Here is a 17,595-nt window from a genome sequence, read left to right on the forward strand (position 1 = left end):
GGCGAGGCGGGTGCGGCGGCAGAAGCGGGGCGATCGCAGACCAGAGGTCGTCGGGAAGAAGCGGGCGAGCCATACCACCCCAACGCCCAACAGACCCGATCGTGCCGTTCTGTTAGGCGCTCTTAGGTGAATGCTAGCCAAGCCAGTGGGGCCTATCCGATGAGGGTGGCCGGACCGGGGAAACCAATTTGGTCTGGGTCGTTCCGCGCAAGCCACTGCTTCAACCGCGAACACCGAGCAGCGGGCCACGTTCATAGCAAAGGTATTCGCCTTGTGCTGCAATCCCTGCAGTGCAACAAGCTGATCTCGCTGCGAAGACGCCACCTGCAGATATTCGCTCTGCGACAATGGCGTCAGATAACGGGATGCAAAACTGGGCACCTGTAGCGTTCAGCGTCTGTCACGGAACCCTTCGCGACCTGCTTCCCCGGTGGGCGCCATGTTGTGACCTATGTACTGCTCTGATCCGCCGGGCGGACGCCGGCCGCTGTGGCGATGAGAACGGCCTCAGGCAGGGTGCGGGCTCCGAGCGCTTCCATGACCTTCGCGCGGTGGATCTCCACCGTGCGCGGACTCAGGCCCAGCGTGCGGGCGATGGTCTTGTTCGTGCCGCCTGCGAGCAGGCCCTCCAGCACTGCTCGCTCGCGCTCCGACAGGGACGCAACCCGACGGCGGGACTTGTCGCGTGCGCGCGTCCTTTCGGCAGCGTCACGGATGTCCGCCATCGCCGTCTTGACCGCGAACAGCAGCGCCTCTGGTGTCCAAGGAGCGTCGAGGTAATCGGCCGCTCCTGCCTTCATGGCGCGCACCCCGAAGCCGACATCGCCTCCGCTCGCGCCGACCGCCACCACGGGTAGGTGTGAACGGTCAGCCTTCAGCGCGCTGATGAGGATCATGCCCGTGGCTTCCTCAAGGTCGAGCACGACGCAGCCCGGCATCAGCGAGCCAGCCAGCTTGAGAAGGGCCTGACTTGTCGCGAAGGCCTTCACCTCATAATCGGCGGCCTGCAGGGCCGCCGCGAACCGATGCCGGGCGTCCTCACCGGCCGCGACCACGTAGGCGCGTAGGTCGGTAGCGGTCGTGACGTCCTGCGCGATCCCGCCGACGAAGCGGATGTGCCCGTCCTGCCCGGGGATCGGGAAGAAGGTGTCGCGGATGCGGCGCATCCCCCCATCCGAGGCACGCAAGATCCGGTATCTGAGCACCAGCGTCTCACTGTCTCCGACCCGCTCCAGCGCCTGAGCCGCGCCGTCGCGGTCCTCCGGGTGGATGCTCGCGAGCCAGCCCGCAAGGTCCGGCATGGCCTCGACGGGCATACCCCAGACTTGCGCGAAGGCCGGGCTGAGGTAATTGAGTTGTCCGCTCTTCAGATCGGCGAGCCAGAGCACGTTCGCCGAATGCTCGGCGAAGCGCCGGAAACGCTCCTCACTCTCGCGCAGGTCCGCCTCGGCCTGATGGCGTTCGGTAATGTCGAGGGAGACCGCAAGGCCGCCAACGATGACACCTGTCCCGTCGCGAAGGGCGCTGACGACGTTGCGCACCCACACTGCCGTACCATCCGGACGTAGATAGCGCTTCTCGATGGTGAAGGATGCGCCCGCCGCCATGGCGCGCTGGTAGAGAGGTTCGTTGAACGACCAGTCGTCCGGGTGGGTCAGTTCCTGCACGGTGCGGCCGAGCAGGTCATCGCGAGTGCGCCCCAGGATCTCGCAGTAGCGATCGTTGACGAAGCTCATCCGGTGGCCGGCATTGACGATGACGATGCCGGCTTCGGCTTGCTCGGCCACGGCTCGGAAGCGCTCCTCACTCTCGCGCAGTGCCTCGTCCGTGATGCGCCGTTGGATCAGGTCTGCGGCTTGCCGGTGCTGCGAGATAATGATCGCCGCGGTCTGGGTCAGGGCAGCGGCGAACTCGTGATCGCGGGGCGTGGCTTCACGCGGATCGCGGAAGTACACGGCGAAGGTACCAACGACCCGCCCCGCTGCGGTTTCGGCCGGGAACGACCAGACGGCACGGATGCCGTGCTCTTCGGCCAACCAGAGCCACGGCTGCCAGCGTGGCTCCTTTCTCACGTCGACGGTAATGACCGGCTGACGGTTGAAGACCGCCAGACCACACGCCAAAGAGTCCGACCCGATCTTGATGCCGCCTGCGGCTATGGCATAGGGCTCGGGCATTCCTATGACGTGCCGCAGCCCGGTGCCGTCAGGGTCGGTCAGGTAGAAGGCGGAGCGAAGGCCTCCGCCAGACTGGGAGCAGGCGGTATCCACGAGGATGCCCAGTGACTCTGCGAGCGGCGCGCCGTTGATCGCAGCCTGAAACGCTTTGTTCTGCGCTGAAAGCCATGCCGTGCACTCGACATGACTGCCGAATGCATGGAAGCCGTCCGAGGCTTGCAACATGTTGTCTGATATAATGTCCATAGTCATTGAGGAATATTGAGCGGCCACCGGCGTATGCCGAGCGCTAAGGCCAGTCAGATGCGCGGACACCCCGCCGAAGGGATCATTTGCTAGGCCCCTTCGAGAGGACCGACTATAACAAAAGAAAGAAACGGGCTGGTGTCCGCGGTCGCGGTTGCGAAGGCCGCTTTCGAGGCCAGCCCATCGTACTAGCTGCAAGCGGACCTTCCGAGGGTCCGCAACGGGTCGAAAGCGGCGGCTCGCACCTCCAGCGACGGCCAACGACGCTTCACGAGACCGGTAGAGGCCAATCAGCTACGATCGCGGCCATGTGCAACCTCTACAGCTCTGCCCGCTCCCAGGATGAAATCCGGCGCACCTTCGCGATCGATCGCGACGAGACCGGCAACCTGCCGCCGCTGCCCGGGATCTTCCCCGACCAGATGGCGCCCGTCATCCACGCTGCCGGCGGCGAGCCGGTGCTGACGATGATGCGCTGGGGCTTCCCGCCGCCGCCGAAGCTCAGCACGCAGCCGGTCACGAACGTGCGCAACGTCGCCTCGCCCTACTGGCGGCCCTGGCTCAAGCCGGCGCACCGCTGCCTCGTGCCGGTCACCTCGTTCAGCGAGTACGCCGACACGAAGCCCCGCAAGACGCCGGTGTGGTTCGCCCTCAACGAAAGCCGGCCGCTCTTCGCCTTCGCGGGGATCTGGCGGCCGTGGACGGGCGTGCGCGGGCCGAAGCGAGATGAGCCCGTTGAGGAGGAGCACCGGCTGTTCTCGTTCCTGACGACCGAGGCGAACGGCGTGGTGGGGCCGGTCCATCCGAAGGCGATGCCGGTGCTGCTCACCACGATGGAGGAGTGGCGCACCTGGCTTGAGGCGCCAGCCGAGGAGGCGTTGCAGCTACAGCGGCCGCTCCCGGACGAGATGATGGCCGAGGTGGCACGAGGCGAGCGCCATGACGGGATCTAAGGAGCAGGTGCAGCATCCGCGGTGTTGCCCGCTTTCGCCCGTCGACGCGATGAAGCGGGGAGACCGGCCGGGGAGGGCGCCGATTGCGTACAACAAAACGTCCAACACGGAGTTCGGAGACCGTAACATTTTTCATTTACGTCAATCGCTTAGGTCAGATCGATGGGATGCGCGAATCCCACCCCTTCCGCCAATGAAATCAAAACCTTAGATGTAGTCAACCGACGCGGGCCTCGTCGGACTCCGCCGTGTTTGTGCCTAGGCTTGTGCCGAGCGTCGCTATTGCGCGGTGTAGGTGGTCGGTCACGAGATGCGAGTAGCGCATCGTCATGGCCACAGTCCGGTGGCCGAGGATCGCCTGAAGAGCGGCGAGGTCACCGGTTTCCATCAGGAAGACCGAGGCGAACCGGTGGCGCAGATCGTGACAGCGCCATGGGACCCCAGCCCGCCTCGCGATGTTGCGATACTGACTGGCGAAATGCGTATAGCGGCGGCCGTCGCCGTTCCAAAAGACGTGGTGCCGAGTAATGTGCCGAGGGGTTCCGGTCAGGACAGCCAGGGCTTCGTCGCTCGGCGGCACGACGCCCGGGCTGGATGTCTTGGTCTTCGTAAGGCGGATCGCGCGACCGGGACAAGGCAGCGTCGCTATCGGAGTTTTGCTCTATGCACGCACATCTCATCGTCGCCCTCGCTTTGGTCGTTTCTGTCATCCCTGCATCTGCAACGGAGGCGGTTTGGGCGGCGGCACGGGCTGGCGGGACGGTCATGTTGCTGCGGCACGCCAACGCTCCGGGCTTCGGCGATCCGGCGGATTTCAGGCTCGGCGCCTGCGAGACGCAGCGCAATCTTGGCGAGGCGGGCCGCGCACAGGCCGCTGAACTCGGCCTACGCTTGAGACGTGAGCTCGTCGTCGTGACCGCGGTTCGGTCCAGCCGATGGTGCCGCGCACGCGACACCGCCGCCCTCGCGTTCCCCGACGTCACGGTCGAGGCCGATCCGTCTCTCGACAGCTTCTTTGTCGATCGCAAGGCCGAGCCGGACCAGAGCGCAGCCCTACGCGACCGCATTCGAGATTGGTTGGGCCGACCGGGTACCCTCGTGCTCGTGACGCATCAGGTGAACATCACGGCGCTCACCGGAATCGTCCCGGCAGACGGCGAGATCACCGTCCTTCGACCGAATGCAGACTCTGGGTTTGATGTGGTAGGGCGACTCAGACCATAGGCGGGAGAAGGCATATACAGCCCTAACACCACCTGTTCCGGTCAAATGAGTCCGTTCTGTCAGACTGCCCCGAAAGCGGACGCTCCGAAGGTCCTCTGTCGGCGCTCACAGGACGCTGGCGGCGGCGTCGACCGTGAGGGCGGCCCCATTCACATGCGCGGCCTCATCGGACAGGAGGAACGCGACAACGTTCGCAACGTCGGCGGGCTTGCCGTAAATGGGCTGTCCCGCTCTTCGGATCGCGCCACCGGACCTGAGGGCCTGCGCGTCGAGCGAATGAATCATGCGGGTGTCGATCGGGCCGGGCAGGACGGCGTTCACCCGAACGCCCGTACCCTGGACGTCGAGCGCCGCCACCCGGGTCAGCCCGAGGACGGCATGCTTGGCGGCCACGTATCCCGCGAGGCCGGCACGGCCCCGGATCGCGGAGGTGGAGGCGACGGTGACGATCGACCCGGCGCCGCGCCGGCGCATCCGGCCGAGAACATGCTTCAGGCCCAGGAACGTACCCTTGGCGTTGACGGCGAGAACCCGGTCGAAGACGTCGTCCGGGTATTCGTCGATCGGGGCGACGACACCCTCGATGCCCGCATTGCTGACGAAGGCCGTGATCGGTCCGAGATCGCGTTCGACGGCCGCGACGCAGGCGGCGAATCCGGCGCTGTCGGAGACGTCCGTCCTGACGAACAAGGCGCGCCGGCCCGCGGCCTCGACCAGCCGCGCGGTCTCCGCGCCCGAAGCGGGATCGTGGTCGGCCAGCGCGATCGCGGCGCCGTCCCGGGCGAGCCGGAGAGCGATGGCGCGTCCGAGGCCGCCCCCGCCGCCGGTGACGAGCGCGACGCTCATGCCTTGACCATCGGGCAGCCGCCCTCGCCGAGCGGACGCCACACGACGTCGGCCGGGATCGACTGCACGACCTTGTAGTAATCCCACGGGTATTTCGAGTCGGCCGGGCTCTTCACCTCGAACAGGTACATCGGATGGAGCTTGCGGCCGTCGGGCCGGATCGAGCCCTTGCCGAAGAGTGGATCATCGGTCGGCATCTCCTTCATCCGGGAGACGACGGCCCGGCCGTCGGCCGCGCTGCCGAGCGACTGGACGGCGCGCAGGCAGTGCAGGGCCGAGGCATAGGCGCCGGCATGCAGTGCGCTCGGGTAGCGGTCGCGGTTTCTCGGGACGAACCGCTTCGTCCAGGCCCGGGTTCCCTCGTTCAGATCCCAGTAGAAGGCCTCGGTGAATTGCAGCCCCTTCGCCGTCTCGAGACCGAGGGAGTGGACGTCGGTGATGTAGAGGACCGTCGCCACGAGCTTCTGCCCCCCGGCCGGGATGCCGAACTCGACCGCCTGCTTGATCGAGTTGATCGTGTCGCCCCCGGCGTTGATCAGACCGACGACCTGGGCCCCGGAGGCCTGTGCTTGCAGCAGGAAGGACGAGAAATCGGGCGTGTTGATCGGCGTCCGTACGCCGCCGATGACCTTGCCGCCGCTCCGCTCGACCACGCGCCGGACATCCCCCTCCATCGCGTGGCCGAAGGCGTAGTCGGCCGTGAGGGTGAACCACGAGCGCGCACCGGAGGCGACCACTGCCGTCGCGGCGCCGGTCGCGAGCGCGTAGGTGTCGTAGGTCCAGTGGATCGTGTTCGGCGAGCAAGCCTTGCCGGTCAGGTCGGAGGAGGACGGGCCTGAGGCCAGCATCACCTTGTTCTTGTCGCGCACCACGCTGCCGACCGCCAGGGCGACGGCCGAGTTCGGGACGTCGGTGATGACGTCGACCCCGTCCTGGTCGATCCACTTCCGGGCGATCGCCGCGGCGACGTCGGCCTTGTTCTGGTGATCGGCGCTCAGGATCTCGACGGGCAGCGAGGGGCCGGCACCGAGATCCTCGGCGGCCAGCTGCGTGGCGAGGACCGAGCCCTGGCCCGTGCAATCCGCGTAGAGGCTGGACATGTCGGTCAGGACGCCGATCCTGACCGGCCGCGCCGGTTCGGCCCTGAGGCGGGTCGATCCCAGGACCGCCGCGCCGACCCCGCCGGCCAGGAATGTCCGGCGGCCGATCCGGCGCGCACTGAAGGCCGTCGATGGCATCGTATCCTCTCCCATGGTGATCGATCCGTGCGGGGGACGGCGCGGGCGCTACGGGATCAGGCGCTTGAGCAGGCGCCGGTCCTCGACCGCGAAGCCGCCGCCATAGACATCGGACACCATGAACTGCGCCGACAAGATCTCGGGCTCCAGCGCCGCGATCGGATCGAAGGCGGAGGCGTTCAGCGTCATCGCGGCCCGTCCGGGGCGCGGCTCGGAATAGGCGAGGGGCGTGCGCCGATAGACGATGTCGGCATAGGCCGTCTCCAGGCGCTCCGGATGCGGGAGGCGCCGGACGTGGATCTCGCCGCCCGGCTGCTCGTCGGCGTCGACGAGGCGCACGACCGGCGCGTCCGGATCGGGTGTGAACCGGAATTCCGCCAGCGGACCGCCGCGGCGGTCGACCCGGCCGGAGATCGATCCGTCCGGAGCCTCGTCGAACGCGTAGGTGCAATCCTTCTTGGTATAGCCGAAGAGCTCGCGCCCGGCAGCGATCCCCATCGGATCGCTGCAATACATGTAGAGATGCGTCTGGGTGAACAATCCTTCGTAGCGGACCGCGACCGTCACCATGAGGTCGAACATGCGCCCTTGATGAAGCGACAGGGTATGCCCCGGCGAGGCCATGAAGCGGAAGGCGACCCGGTCGTTGACGAGCTCGAACGGCGTGTCGGCGAGGAGGGCGGCGACCTTCGCCCGATCGACCCGGGTCATGACCTCGACGGTCCGCAGCGCGCATTCCCATTCGACCGGATAGGCCGGCGCGTATTGCGGATTGACGCCGCTGTTCGGATGCATGTCGTAATCGCCGAACATCTTCTTGACGTCGTACACGGTGACCTCCTGGGTTTCGCTGCGGCGCTCGCGGCGACGATCGTCAGGTTCCGCTGCGAAGGATGAATGGGCATGGCGACCGCGCCGCCGAATCAGCCCGACGATCCGCGCATCAGGCCTGCAACCGGGGGCCGGCCGCGCTTGCCGGCCCGTGCGGCGTGTCATGGCCGGGAGCATCCATGCGGCGTCGGATCGCTCTCCGACGACGGGCAGCCCCGACGTTTCGTCCCTTTTCGGCTGGTTCGGGTCGGCAGACCGGCCTCGCAGCCTCGCCGATCGCCCTTGTTAGAGCGTACACTGCATCCAGTGTACATTGGAGTCAACCACTGTTACCGGGTATCGACGCCATCGCGTCGCCCCGCGGCCGTTCCCGGGAGAAGGGTATGACAATCGACCGGAGACCGGCACGGGACGAGGCGGACCGGCGGGCGCCGCTCGTCACATCGTCCGCGGTCTCGCTGCAGGACCGGATCTACGCCCACCTCAAGGCGGGGATCGCGGAAGGCCGCATCCGGCCGGGGACCCGGCTGCTCGAGTCGCAGCTTGCCCGGACATTCGGCGTCAGCCGCTCGCCGGCCCGCGGCGCCCTGAATGCCCTGGCGGCGGAGCGGCTCGTCTCCGAGGACGGGGCGCGTGGCTACAGGGTCGGGGGCATCGCTGCAGCCGGGGAGGCGGATGATGCGGCACCACCGCTCGACCCGGCGCCGATGCCCCATCAGCGCCGCTGGGAAATCCTGTACGGCGCGGTGGAGCAGGAACTCTACGGGCAGATCCTGTTTCACTCGGTCCGCGTCAACGACCTGCGGCTCGCGCAGCATTACGGCGTGAGCCGGACGGTGACGCGCGACCTTCTCGCCCGCATGGACGGCGTCGGCCTCGTCACCAAGGATGCCGCCGGGCGCTGGGTGGCCCGCCGGGTGACGCCGCAGCGGATCCGCAACCTCTACGCGCTGCGCCGGCTGCTCGAACCGGTCTTGCTGGCCGAGGCCGCGCCGCGCGTTCCGACGGCCCGGCTCCGTCAGGCGAGGACGCATGTCGAGGCGACGCTGGCCCGGCCCGCGATCGACGGCGGGGATTTCGACCGGGCCGAGACCGATCTGCATCGGGATCTTCTCGGCCTTTCGGGAAACGACGAGCTGATTCACGCCCTCAAGCCAACGCATTTCCTGTTCGGCCCGACACGGCACCTGATCGACCCGATCCTCGGGATCCCGATGCACAAGATCGAGCATGCCCTGCACGAGCACCTCGCCATCCTGGATCATCTGCTCGACGGCGATGCGCGCGGGGCGGCCCTGCTCCTGGAGCGGCATCTCGCCGAGGCTATCGACCGGTGGCTCGGCCGGTTCGAGGTCGCGGCAACCCTTGGCAGCGTCGCCTGCCCGGATTACCTGACCCCGTCAGAGTAGAAGCCGAGGCCGCCTTTCGGATCCGCGAGGCATCCCGCCGCGTCACACGTCCCGATCCGGGCGCGCAGCGGCATCGGGCGAGGCCATCGCAGCGGGGTCGACGAGGCGATCGTACTCTTCCGCCGTCGCGAAACCCAGGGCGATCGCCGCCGCGCGCGGGGTCACCCCCTCGCTCATCGCCGTCCGGGTGATCGCGGCGACGCGGTCGTAGCCGAGGACCGGGTTGAGCGCCGTGGCAAGCAGCAGGGCGTTCGCCACGTTGTCGGCAAGGCGGTCCCGATCGACGTCGAGGTCCCGCACCAGCCGCAGGGCGAAGACGCGGGCGCCGTCCGCCAGCACCCGGATCGATTGCAGCAGGTTGTATATCAGGACCGGCTTGGCGACGTTCAGCTCGAAGGTCCCGGAGGCGCCCGCCGCCGAGACCGTGGCGTGGTTGCCGACGACCTGGAAGGCGGCCTGCACCAGGGCCTCGGCGACCGTCGCGTTGCGCTTGCCCGGCATGATCGACGACGACAGGCCGTCGTCGGGGATCACGAGCTCGCCGAGGCCGCAGCGCGGCCCGGAGCCGAGCAGCCGGATATCGTTGGCGATCTTGATGACTGAGACCGCCAGCACGTTGAGGGCGCCCGAGACCTCGACCAGGGCGTCATGGGCGCCCATCCCCTCGAACTTGCTCGGGTTGGGGACGACGGGAAGCCCCGAGAGGGCCGCGATCTCCGCGCAGAAGGCGTCGTCGAACCCCGTCGGCGCGTTGAGGCCGGACCCGACGGCGGTTCCGCCCTGCGCGAGGCGGTGCAGGCGCGGAGCCACGGCCTCGACGCGCTCGATCCCCGATTCGATCTGCGCCGCGAAGGCGCGGAATGCCTGCCCGACCGTCATCGGCACCGCGTCCATGAGGTGGGTCCGACCGATCTTCACCACGCCGTCGAAGGCCACCGCCTTCGCGGCCAGGGTGTCGCGCAAAAGGTGAAGCGCCGGCAGCAGCCGGTCGCGCAGCTCCAGTGCGGTGCAGAGGTGCATCACGGTCGGGAAGCTGTCGTTCGAGGACTGGGACCGGTTCACGTGGTCGTTGGGATGGACCGGGCTGCGCGTCCCCAGGGCCTGGCCGAGGCGCTCGTTGGCGCGGTTGGCGATGACCTCGTTGGCGTTCATGTTGGTCTGGGTGCCGGAACCGGTCTGCCAGACCACGAGGGGAAAGTGGCCGTCGAACCCGCCCTCCCACACCTCGCGGGACGCCGCCTCGATCGGGGCGGCGAGAAACGGATCCAGCACCCCGAGGCGGCGGTTGGCGCGGGCCGCCGCGAGCTTCTGCAGGCCGAAGGCCCGCACGAGGCAGACCGGCAGGCGTTCCTCTCCGATCGCGAAGACCCCGAGCGCGCGCTGCGTCTGTGCCCCCCAGTAGCGGTCGGCCGGGATCTCGACCGGGCCGAAGGCATCGTTCTCGATCCGGATGGGCGACGGCTCGGTCATGGCGCAAGGCTCTTCGAGGGAACGGACATTCGTCGGCGTAGGGGAGCGGGCCCGCGGGCCTTTCCGGCGTCGGTCAGGGGGATACGGTGCGTTCCGCCCGGAGACGCGCCATCGCCTCCTCCGCCATGCGGGGGTCGAACTCCCCGGCGAGCTTGGCGGTGACGACCGTGGCGACGCTGTTGCCGATCACGTTGGTGGTGGCGATGGCGATCGACATGAACCGGTAGACGCCGAACAGGATCGGCAGCCCCTCCAGCGGCAGAACGCCGGTCGCCGCCACCGTCGCGGCGAAGACCACGAAGCTGCCGCCCGACACGGTCGCCGCGCCCTTCGAGGTGAGCAGCATCACGGCCAGGATACCGAGCTGCTGGCCGAGATCGAGCGGCACGTGATAGGCATTGGCCAGGAAGATCACGCCCATCGACATGTAGATCGACGTGCCGTCGAGGTTGAAGGCGTAGCCGGTGGGCAGGACGAGGCCGACCGATTGCCGCGAGCAGCCGTAGGTCGGCAGCTTCTCGAGGAGCCGCGGCAGCACGCTCTCCGAGGACGCGGTGCCGAGCACGATGAAGATCTCTTCCCTGATGAAGGCGAGGAAGCGGAACAGGTTGATCTTGAACAGGGCCGAGATCGCCCCGAGCACGATCACGATGAACGCGATCACGACGGCGTAGAAGCTCAGCACGAGGTAGATCAGCGAGAGCAGCACGCTCGTGCCGCTCGACCCGACCGCGAAGGCGACCGCCCCGAAGGTGCCGAGCGGCGCGCACCACATGATCAGGTGGATGAACTCGAAGAACGCGTCCGAGATCGTGGTGAGGCCGCGCTCGATCGGCTGACGCTTCTCGGGGGGCAGGTGCAGCAGGGCCGCGCCGAAGATCAGCGCGATCACCAGAACCTGGAGCAGCTCGCCGCGGGCAAACGCGCCGATGAAGTTGTCGGGGAAGACGTTGAGAATGAAGTCGAGCGTCGAGTGCGGCGCGCCGGCTCCGGTCGGGGCCCTGCCCTGCGCGAGGGTGGCCTTGGTCGTCTCCGCCATGCCCTGGCCGACGCCGAGCAAGTTGCCGGCGAGCAGGCCCACCGCCAGCGCGAGGGTCGAGACGATCTCGAAATAGAGCATCGCGATCAGCCCGACCTTGCCGACCCGCTTGAAGTCCCCCGCCGAGGTCACGCCGACGACGACGCAGAGGAAGACCAGCGGCGCCACCGCCGTCTTGATCAGCCGCAGGAAGATGTCGCCGAGGATCTTCAGCTGCGCGGCGAAGCTCGGGAACAGGAAGCCGACGGCGGCGCCGAGCACCATCGCGACGACGATCTGGACGCCGAGATTCTTCCAGATCGCCCTGCGTGGCTGCGCCGCGGACGAGGGCGGCGGGTGCAGGCCGGCAGGCGTGGTGACGGTCGTCGACATCGTTTCCTCCGGATGGGGCGAGGGCCGTGACCACGCGCTCTTGGTATTGCCGCGGGGGCGTTCGCCCCCGCGTTGCGGCGCATGCGGTCGTCGTGGGGTGGGGGTGTCAGCGGCCGCGCGGTGCCGAGGCGAGGACGCGGTCGACCATCTGCGGCGCGGCGCCGAGGTAGTTCGCCGGGTCGGTCAAGCGATCGATCGCCGCCCGATCGAAATGCGCGGTGACCTCCGGCACGGCGGCGAGGGCCTCGGCCAGGGTGCCGCCGCGCTCGTTCGCGACGCGGCAGGCCGTGTAGACGAGGTCGTGCGCGGCCTGGCGGCCGGTATGGGGGGCGAGCGCCATCATCACCGCCTCGGCGACGATCAGGCCGCGGCTGAGGCCGAGGTTCCGGCGCATCTGCGCCTCGTCGACGATCAGGCCGCCCAGGGCGAACTTCGCCTGGTGCAGGGCGCCCGCCGTCAGCACGAAGCTCTCGGGGATCGCCATCCACTCGGCGTGCCAGGGGCCGGTCGCGCGCTCGAAATCCTGCACCATGGCGTCGAGCATCAACCCGGCCTGCTGGCGCACGCCCTTGGAGGCGGCGAGCATCAGCTCGGACGAGATCGGGTTGCGCTTCTGCGGCATGGTCGAGGAGGCGCCGCGCCCGGTGACGAAGGGCTCGTAGACCTCGGCGAACTCGGTCGAGGCCATGATCATCACGTCGAGCGCGATCTTGCCGAGCGACCCGGTGATCAGGGCGAGCAGGTTGACCACCTCGGCGAAGCCGTCGCGGGCGACGTGCCAGGTCGAGACCGGCACGCCGAGATCCAGCTCGCGGCAGAGCGCCTCCTGCACCGCGAGGCCGTTCTCGCCGAGGGAGGCCAGGGTTCCCGCCGCCCCGGCGAAGGATCCGACGAGCACCCGGGGGCGGGCTTGCGCGAGGCGCTCGGCGTGGCGGTCGAGGGCGGCGAGCCAGATCGCGGTCTTGTAGCCGAAGGTGACCGGCAGGGCCTGCTGCAGGTGGGTGCGGCCCGCCATCGGGGTGTCGCGGTGGCGGCGCGACAGGTCGGCCAGGATGGTGCGCAGGGCATCGATGTCGGCCGACACGAGATCGAGGCCGGCACGGATCTGGAGCACGTTGGCCGTGTCCATGATGTCCTGGGTGGTCGCCCCCCAGTGGACGAAGCGGCCCGCCTCGCCGCATTGCTTCACCAGCTGGTGGACCAGCGGCAGGATGGGGTAGCCGACATTGTCGGTCTCGTGGCGCAGGAGGTCGAAGTCGAGCGCCTCGAAGCGGCAGCGCGCGGCGATCTCATCGGCGGCCTCGGCCGGGATGACGCCGCAGGCCGCCTCGGCCTTGGCCAGCGCCACCTCGACCTCGATGTAACGCTGGATCAAGGCATGGTCGGAGAAGATCGCGCGCATCGCGGGGGTGCCGAATGCGTCGCGGAACAGGAGCGAGTCGATGACGGTGGCGGCGGGTGCAGGAATCGGGCGGCTCACGGCATCCTCCGGCCGCTCCAGGAACGGCGCCATTATGTACGAACATTAAAACGCATATTTTATGTCCGGACATGATGTCAAGGGAGTGGGCGCGCGGCGGCGCGCGGCGATGCGGGAAGGACCGATGAGCGGGACGTTGTGGGCGCAGGTGGCGCAGGACCTGAAAGCTGGGATCGCCACGGGCCGCTATCCGGTCGGCTCGCTGCTGCCGACAGAGCTGGAGTTGTGCGAGCGTTACGGGATGAGCCGCCATACGGTGCGCACCGCGATCCGCCAGCTGCAGGATCAAGGCCTCGTCTCGCGCAACAAGAAGGCGGGGACGCGGGTCGAGGCGGTGGAACCGACGAGCGGCTACCGGCAGTCCCTCGCGTCCCTGGAGGACCTGATCCAGTTCGGCGCCGCGACGATCCGCGTGGTCCAGGAGACGGCGCACGTCACGGCGGATGCGGGCCTGGCTGCGGAGATCGGGTGCGAGGAGGGGGCGCGCTGGTTCCGGATCTCGAGCCTGCGCCTGAACAGCGAGCCGGGCGCCCCCCCGGTGAGCTGGACCGACGTGTACATCGACCCGCTCTACGCCGACCTCGGCGAGATCGCCCGGGTCACGCCGGAGGTTTTGATCACGACGCTGATCGAGCAGCGCTACGGCCGGCTTTGCGCGGAGATCCGGCAATCCGTCGACGCCATCGCCCTGCCGGCCGCCCGGGCCGCGGCGTTGCAGGCGCAGGCCGACGCGCCCGCGCTCCGGATCGTGCGCCACTACGTCGACGAGAAGGGCGGGATCTTCGAGATGTCCTCGACGCTCCACCCGGCGGGCCGGTTCACGGTCTCGCAGCGGCTGCGCCGCATGAACGGAAGCGGGACCGCCGCGGATGCGGTCCTCGCGGAGGCCGCAGGGCGTTGAGCGCGGCGAGGCGCCCGGTCGGGCTCACCTCTCCGCCCCGCTCCCGCGTCTCGACCGGACGTCGACCCAGTCCTGCCGATCGACCGTGACGACCGCCGGCCTCGCGATCGTCGGGCTCGCCCGGGCCCGGCACCGGGTCGGGATCGCGATCACGCCCCCTTGCCGCCCGGACGGACGGCACCGTTGCGATCGGCGTGGGAGAACATCGGCCGCCCGGGCCGGTCGAGCCGTGCCGCCAGGATCGAGCCGCTGCCGCTCTCGGTGATGTAGAGCGTGCGCCCGTCGGCACCGCCGAAGGCGACGTTGGTGGTGTGCGCCTCGGCGCAGGTGCGGATGCGGTAGACCGGCTCGCCCATGGCGTCGACGACCCAGACCGCCCCCATGCCGACATGGGCGATGAACAGCCGGCCGTCGACGTCGAGGGCGAGCCCGTCCGGGCCGCCCCAGCCGCCCGAGAGCTGGACGTAGACCCCGACCTTGGCGACCCCGCCGTCCGGGCTCAGCGGCACGCGCCAGACGCAGTTGCCGCGGGTCACGGCCAGGTAGACCATCGACTCGGAGAGGTTCATCACCAGGCCGTTGGGGCTCGGCACGTTCGAGAGCAGGCATTCGAGCCGGCCGGCGGCGGTCAGGCGAAACAGCCGGCCGGTCGGGTCGTGCAGCCCGGTCAGGCCCTGGTCGGTGAAGTAGAGATCGCCGTTGCTGGCGAAGAACAGGTCGTTGCAGCCCTTGAACGGCGCCAGGCCAGCACGGGTGAGGAAGGGCCGGACGCGGCCGTTGACAGGGTCCATCTCCATGATGCCGTGCTTGTAGTCGGCGATGAAGATGCGGCCGTCCTCGTGGAATTTCAGGCCGTTGGGCCAGCCGTCATACTCGGCCGCGACGTGGAAGGTCCCGTCCGGCGTGATCCGGTAGACCCGGCCGTTCGGCAGGTCGACGCACCACAGGGTGCCGTCGCGGTCGATCGACGGTCCCTCGAGCAGCGAGGTGGCCGGGCCGCCCTGCGGCTGGTAGCGCGCCCACTCGTTGTCGGGGGCGGCCCGCCGGTACGCGTCGGGCAGCCTCGCGAACACCGTCGTCTCAAGGTCTCTCGGCGGCTGGAAGAACATGCACCGGTCCCGGGTTGGCGGGGAGGGAAGGGCAGAGGGAAGGGGAATGCGCGCCGATCGGGTGGCGGGCGAGGAGGAAGACCGAGGCGGCGCCGATGAGGAGCAGGCCGCCCGCCACCAGGAAGGCCGCGTCGAAGCTGCCGGTGGCCTGGACCACGTAGCCGGTCACGATCGGCGCCAGGATACCGAAGATGTTGCCGCCGAGGATCAGCAGCCCCGTCGCGCGCCCGGCATCGGCGGAGGAGGCGATGAGGTCGCCGACGAGGGCGATGTTGAGGGCGACCGTCGAGGCGACGCCGCCGAGCGCGACCATGATCAGAAGGAGCACCAGGGGGACGCTCGACGTCATCGGCGCGAGCAGGATGACGGCGCCGGCGAGCATCGCGAGAGCCGCGACGCGCCGACGTTCGCCCGAGGCCGCCGCCGCGGCGTCGAGGCGCGCATCGCTGAAGCGCCCAACGAGGGTCGTGAGGACGACCGCGCCGAGATAGGGGATCGCCATCATGGCGCCGCTCTTGAGCATCGGCATCCCGCGCTCGGTCTGGAAGTAGTTGGGCAGCCAGGTCAGGAACAGGTACTGGGTGTAGACGGCGCAGCCCTGCGTCAGCATCAGCCCCAGCATGGCGCGCGAGGCGAGAAGCCGGCCGAGGGAGGAGGGCGTCGCCGCGGGTGCCGCCGCATCCGGCTCGCGCTCGCCGAGGATCAGGTCGCGCTCGCGGGGATCGAGCCAGCCCGCCGCCTCGGGGCGGCGATACCAGACGAGCCAGGCGGCGAGCCACACGAACCCGGCGGCGCCGCAGGCCAGGAACGCCGCGCGCCAGCCCGCGGCCTCGACGAGCCAGGCGAGTGCGATCCCGCCGATCGCCGGCCCGAAATACGCTCCGGCATTGAAGATCGCCGCGAACAGGGCCCGCTCCGAGCGCGGGATCCATTCGCGGATCACCCGGCCGGCTGCCGGATAGGTCGTCGACTCGCCGATTCCCATGGCGATGCGCGCGACGATGAGGCCGCCGAGCCCGGAGGCGAGACCCGTCAGCGCGGTGGCGGCCGACCACAGCCCGATCCCGGCGGCGTTCACCGCCCGCGAGCCGAAACGGTCGACCAGCATCCCCATCGGAACCAGGCAGACGACGTAGAGCCACAGGAACGACGAGAACAGGTAGCCGAGCTCGACCGGCGTGATGCCGAATTCCCGCGTGATTGACGTCGCCGAGACCGAGAGCACGACGCGATCGACGTAGTTGATGGTCGCCAGCGCGAACATCAGGACGTAGATCCAGATCCGGCGTCTCGTCATCGGCGTCTTCCCCTCGTTGACTCAATGAATAACCGATCGAAATACGATTTTATATTCATTGAGTTGTTTAATTTTGCCGCATTTTCTGTGACGAACCGGCATCCAGTTCGTCGGAAAATGCTCTAGGCTCACCGGCCCTGGTGGCGCGGCTGCCAGCGCAGCAGGTAGCTCTGCATGCGCTGGATCCCCGCCGAGAGGACGATGCCGACGATCATCAGCACGAACACCGCGACCATCATCCCGGCGGCTTCGCCGCGCGCCTCCGACTCGATGATCAGGCGTCCGATCCCGAACTCGGCGCCGATGAACTCGCCGACGATGACGCCGATCAACGCGAACGAGACCGCCGGCGTCAGGGAGGCGAAGACCCAGGCCATCGTCGAGGGGATGATGACGGTCCGGGTGATCTGCCACTCCGAGGCGCCGAGCAGCCGCGAGGCATTGACGTAGTCGGGATCGACCGAGCGCGCGCCCTCGAAGGTGTTGAAGAACACCAGGAACACCACGACGATCCACGACGTCGCGATCTTCGAGGCGTCGCCGATGCCGAAGGCCAGGATGATGATCGGCGCGAGCGCGATCCGGGGGATCGAGTTGACCGCGGTGACGAAGGGCGAGGCGATCTCGGCCAGGCGCGGCGAGCGGCCGAGCAGCAGGCCGAGCACGACGCCGCTCGTCACGCCGGTCAGGAAGCCGAAGAACGTGTTGCGCAGGGTGACGAAGGTGGCAAACCACAAATTGTTCTCGTAGCGCGCGGTGCAGGCCGAGAAGGCGGTCCCGCCGGGCATCGCCCACTCGCCGGGCTTCGGCTGCAGGCAGCTCAGGCGCAGGAACTGCTCGAAGATCTCGGAGGGGCGCGACACGAAGTAGGGATCGAACAGGTCCGGCACCGCCCAGGGCGCGTAGGGCTTGAGGCTCCAGGCCCATTGCCACAGGGCGAGCAGCACGGCGACGATCGCGACCTGCCAGGCGAGGGTGGAGAGCGGCCGGCTCATGGCAAGAG

At 68.7% G+C, this 17,595-nt stretch carries 15 protein-coding genes; 4 read left to right on the top strand and 11 right to left on the bottom strand.

Annotation, left to right across the window (positions count from 1 at the left end; genetic code table 11):
* Positions 1-449: 449 nt before the first annotated feature.
* The gene (locus FF100_RS30605) at positions 450-2,429 is read right to left on the bottom strand and encodes a PAS domain S-box protein (protein ID WP_139039793.1); all 1,980 of its coding nucleotides are present in this window, start codon (positions 2,427-2,429) and stop codon (positions 450-452) included.
* 302 nt (positions 2,430-2,731) lie between these two features.
* Here FF100_RS30605 and FF100_RS30610 point away from each other — a divergent pair, with 302 nt between their 5' ends.
* Positions 2,732-3,376, top strand: coding sequence for an SOS response-associated peptidase (locus FF100_RS30610; RefSeq protein ID WP_139039795.1), 645 nt, complete (start codon positions 2,732-2,734; stop codon positions 3,374-3,376).
* Positions 3,377-3,593: 217 nt separating this feature from the next.
* On the opposite strand, the gene FF100_RS30615 is transcribed toward FF100_RS30610, so the two are convergent.
* Positions 3,594-4,025 (bottom strand): tyrosine-type recombinase/integrase, encoded by a 432-nt coding sequence (locus FF100_RS30615; RefSeq protein ID WP_139039797.1) that lies wholly within the window; start codon positions 4,023-4,025, stop codon positions 3,594-3,596.
* 14 nt (positions 4,026-4,039) lie between these two features.
* Here FF100_RS30615 and FF100_RS30620 point away from each other — a divergent pair, with 14 nt between their 5' ends.
* The gene (locus FF100_RS30620; RefSeq protein ID WP_139039799.1) at positions 4,040-4,600 is read left to right on the top strand and encodes a histidine phosphatase family protein; all 561 of its coding nucleotides are present in this window, start codon (positions 4,040-4,042) and stop codon (positions 4,598-4,600) included.
* A 105-nt stretch (positions 4,601-4,705) separates the two neighbouring features.
* On the opposite strand, the gene FF100_RS30625 is transcribed toward FF100_RS30620, so the two are convergent.
* Genes FF100_RS30625 through FF100_RS30635 form a run of 3 tightly spaced genes read right to left on the bottom strand, consistent with a single transcriptional unit; the run spans position 4,706 to position 7,515 of the window.
* Positions 4,706-5,446, bottom strand: a complete 741-nt coding sequence (locus FF100_RS30625) for an SDR family NAD(P)-dependent oxidoreductase (protein WP_139039800.1) — start codon at positions 5,444-5,446, stop codon at positions 4,706-4,708.
* Positions 5,443-6,684, bottom strand: coding sequence for an ABC transporter substrate-binding protein (locus FF100_RS30630; RefSeq protein WP_139039802.1), 1,242 nt, complete (start codon positions 6,682-6,684; stop codon positions 5,443-5,445). Before FF100_RS30630 ends, FF100_RS30625 begins: the two co-directional genes overlap by 4 nt.
* A 48-nt stretch (positions 6,685-6,732) precedes the next feature.
* Positions 6,733-7,515 carry an acetoacetate decarboxylase family protein gene (locus tag FF100_RS30635; RefSeq protein ID WP_205825082.1) on the bottom strand — a complete coding sequence of 261 codons (783 nt, stop codon included), beginning with the start codon at positions 7,513-7,515 and terminating at the stop codon, positions 6,733-6,735.
* Positions 7,516-7,694: 179 nt separating this feature from the next.
* Between FF100_RS30635 and FF100_RS30640 the strand changes: the two genes are divergently transcribed.
* Positions 7,695-8,924, top strand: a complete 1,230-nt coding sequence (locus FF100_RS30640; protein WP_171070398.1) for a GntR family transcriptional regulator — start codon at positions 7,695-7,697, stop codon at positions 8,922-8,924.
* 42 nt (positions 8,925-8,966) lie between these two features.
* On the opposite strand, the gene FF100_RS30645 is transcribed toward FF100_RS30640, so the two are convergent.
* From FF100_RS30645 to pcaB, 3 genes are all read right to left on the bottom strand, one after another.
* Positions 8,967-10,394, bottom strand: a complete 1,428-nt coding sequence (locus FF100_RS30645; protein WP_139039806.1) for a class II fumarate hydratase — start codon at positions 10,392-10,394, stop codon at positions 8,967-8,969.
* A 73-nt stretch (positions 10,395-10,467) separates the two neighbouring features.
* Complete coding sequence (locus tag FF100_RS30650) at positions 10,468-11,805, bottom strand: cation:dicarboxylate symporter family transporter (protein ID WP_139039808.1); 1,338 nt, start codon at positions 11,803-11,805, stop codon at positions 10,468-10,470.
* A gap of 106 nt (positions 11,806-11,911) precedes the next feature.
* On the bottom strand, positions 11,912-13,273 hold the full coding sequence (gene pcaB / locus FF100_RS30655; protein WP_171070400.1) for a 3-carboxy-cis,cis-muconate cycloisomerase: 1,362 nt from the start codon (positions 13,271-13,273) through the stop codon (positions 11,912-11,914).
* A 136-nt stretch (positions 13,274-13,409) separates the two neighbouring features.
* Between pcaB and FF100_RS30660 the strand changes: the two genes are divergently transcribed.
* Complete coding sequence (locus tag FF100_RS30660; protein ID WP_139039812.1) at positions 13,410-14,186, top strand: GntR family transcriptional regulator; 777 nt, start codon at positions 13,410-13,412, stop codon at positions 14,184-14,186.
* Between the two features lie 149 nt (positions 14,187-14,335).
* On the opposite strand, the gene FF100_RS30665 is transcribed toward FF100_RS30660, so the two are convergent.
* The 3 genes from FF100_RS30665 to FF100_RS30675 all read right to left on the bottom strand — a co-directional run bounded on the left by FF100_RS30665 (position 14,336) and on the right by FF100_RS30675 (position 17,587).
* On the bottom strand, positions 14,336-15,295 hold the full coding sequence (locus tag FF100_RS30665) for an SMP-30/gluconolactonase/LRE family protein (protein WP_139039813.1): 960 nt from the start codon (positions 15,293-15,295) through the stop codon (positions 14,336-14,338).
* Positions 15,267-16,592 (bottom strand): MFS transporter, encoded by a 1,326-nt coding sequence (locus tag FF100_RS30670; protein ID WP_139039815.1) that lies wholly within the window; start codon positions 16,590-16,592, stop codon positions 15,267-15,269. The genes FF100_RS30665 and FF100_RS30670 overlap by 29 nt, the downstream gene beginning before the upstream one ends.
* A 128-nt stretch (positions 16,593-16,720) precedes the next feature.
* Positions 16,721-17,587, bottom strand: coding sequence for an ABC transporter permease (locus FF100_RS30675; protein WP_091754241.1), 867 nt, complete (start codon positions 17,585-17,587; stop codon positions 16,721-16,723).
* Positions 17,588-17,595: the final 8 nt, after the last annotated feature.

Source organism: Methylobacterium terricola, from assembly GCF_006151805.1.
GTDB lineage: Bacteria > Pseudomonadota > Alphaproteobacteria > Rhizobiales > Beijerinckiaceae > Methylobacterium > Methylobacterium terricola.

Bases quoted from the DNA above. Each gene is read 5' to 3' on its own strand.
- FF100_RS30605 (WP_139039793.1), bottom strand. From the start codon at position 2,429: ATGACTATGGACATTATATCAGACAACATGTTGCAAGCCTCGGACGGC.
- FF100_RS30610 (WP_139039795.1), top strand. From the start codon at position 2,732: ATGTGCAACCTCTACAGCTCTGCCCGCTCCCAGGATGAAATCCGGCGC.
- FF100_RS30620 (WP_139039799.1), top strand. From the start codon at position 4,040: ATGCACGCACATCTCATCGTCGCCCTCGCTTTGGTCGTTTCTGTCATC.
- FF100_RS30625 (WP_139039800.1), bottom strand. From the start codon at position 5,446: ATGAGCGTCGCGCTCGTCACCGGCGGCGGGGGCGGCCTCGGACGCGCC.
- FF100_RS30630 (WP_139039802.1), bottom strand. From the start codon at position 6,684: ATGCCATCGACGGCCTTCAGTGCGCGCCGGATCGGCCGCCGGACATTC.
- FF100_RS30640 (WP_171070398.1), top strand. From the start codon at position 7,695: ATGCGGCGTCGGATCGCTCTCCGACGACGGGCAGCCCCGACGTTTCGT.
- FF100_RS30645 (WP_139039806.1), bottom strand. From the start codon at position 10,394: ATGACCGAGCCGTCGCCCATCCGGATCGAGAACGATGCCTTCGGCCCG.
- FF100_RS30650 (WP_139039808.1), bottom strand. From the start codon at position 11,805: ATGTCGACGACCGTCACCACGCCTGCCGGCCTGCACCCGCCGCCCTCG.
- FF100_RS30660 (WP_139039812.1), top strand. From the start codon at position 13,410: ATGAGCGGGACGTTGTGGGCGCAGGTGGCGCAGGACCTGAAAGCTGGG.
- FF100_RS30665 (WP_139039813.1), bottom strand. From the start codon at position 15,295: ATGTTCTTCCAGCCGCCGAGAGACCTTGAGACGACGGTGTTCGCGAGG.
- FF100_RS30670 (WP_139039815.1), bottom strand. From the start codon at position 16,592: ATGACGAGACGCCGGATCTGGATCTACGTCCTGATGTTCGCGCTGGCG.
- FF100_RS30675 (WP_091754241.1), bottom strand. From the start codon at position 17,587: ATGAGCCGGCCGCTCTCCACCCTCGCCTGGCAGGTCGCGATCGTCGCC.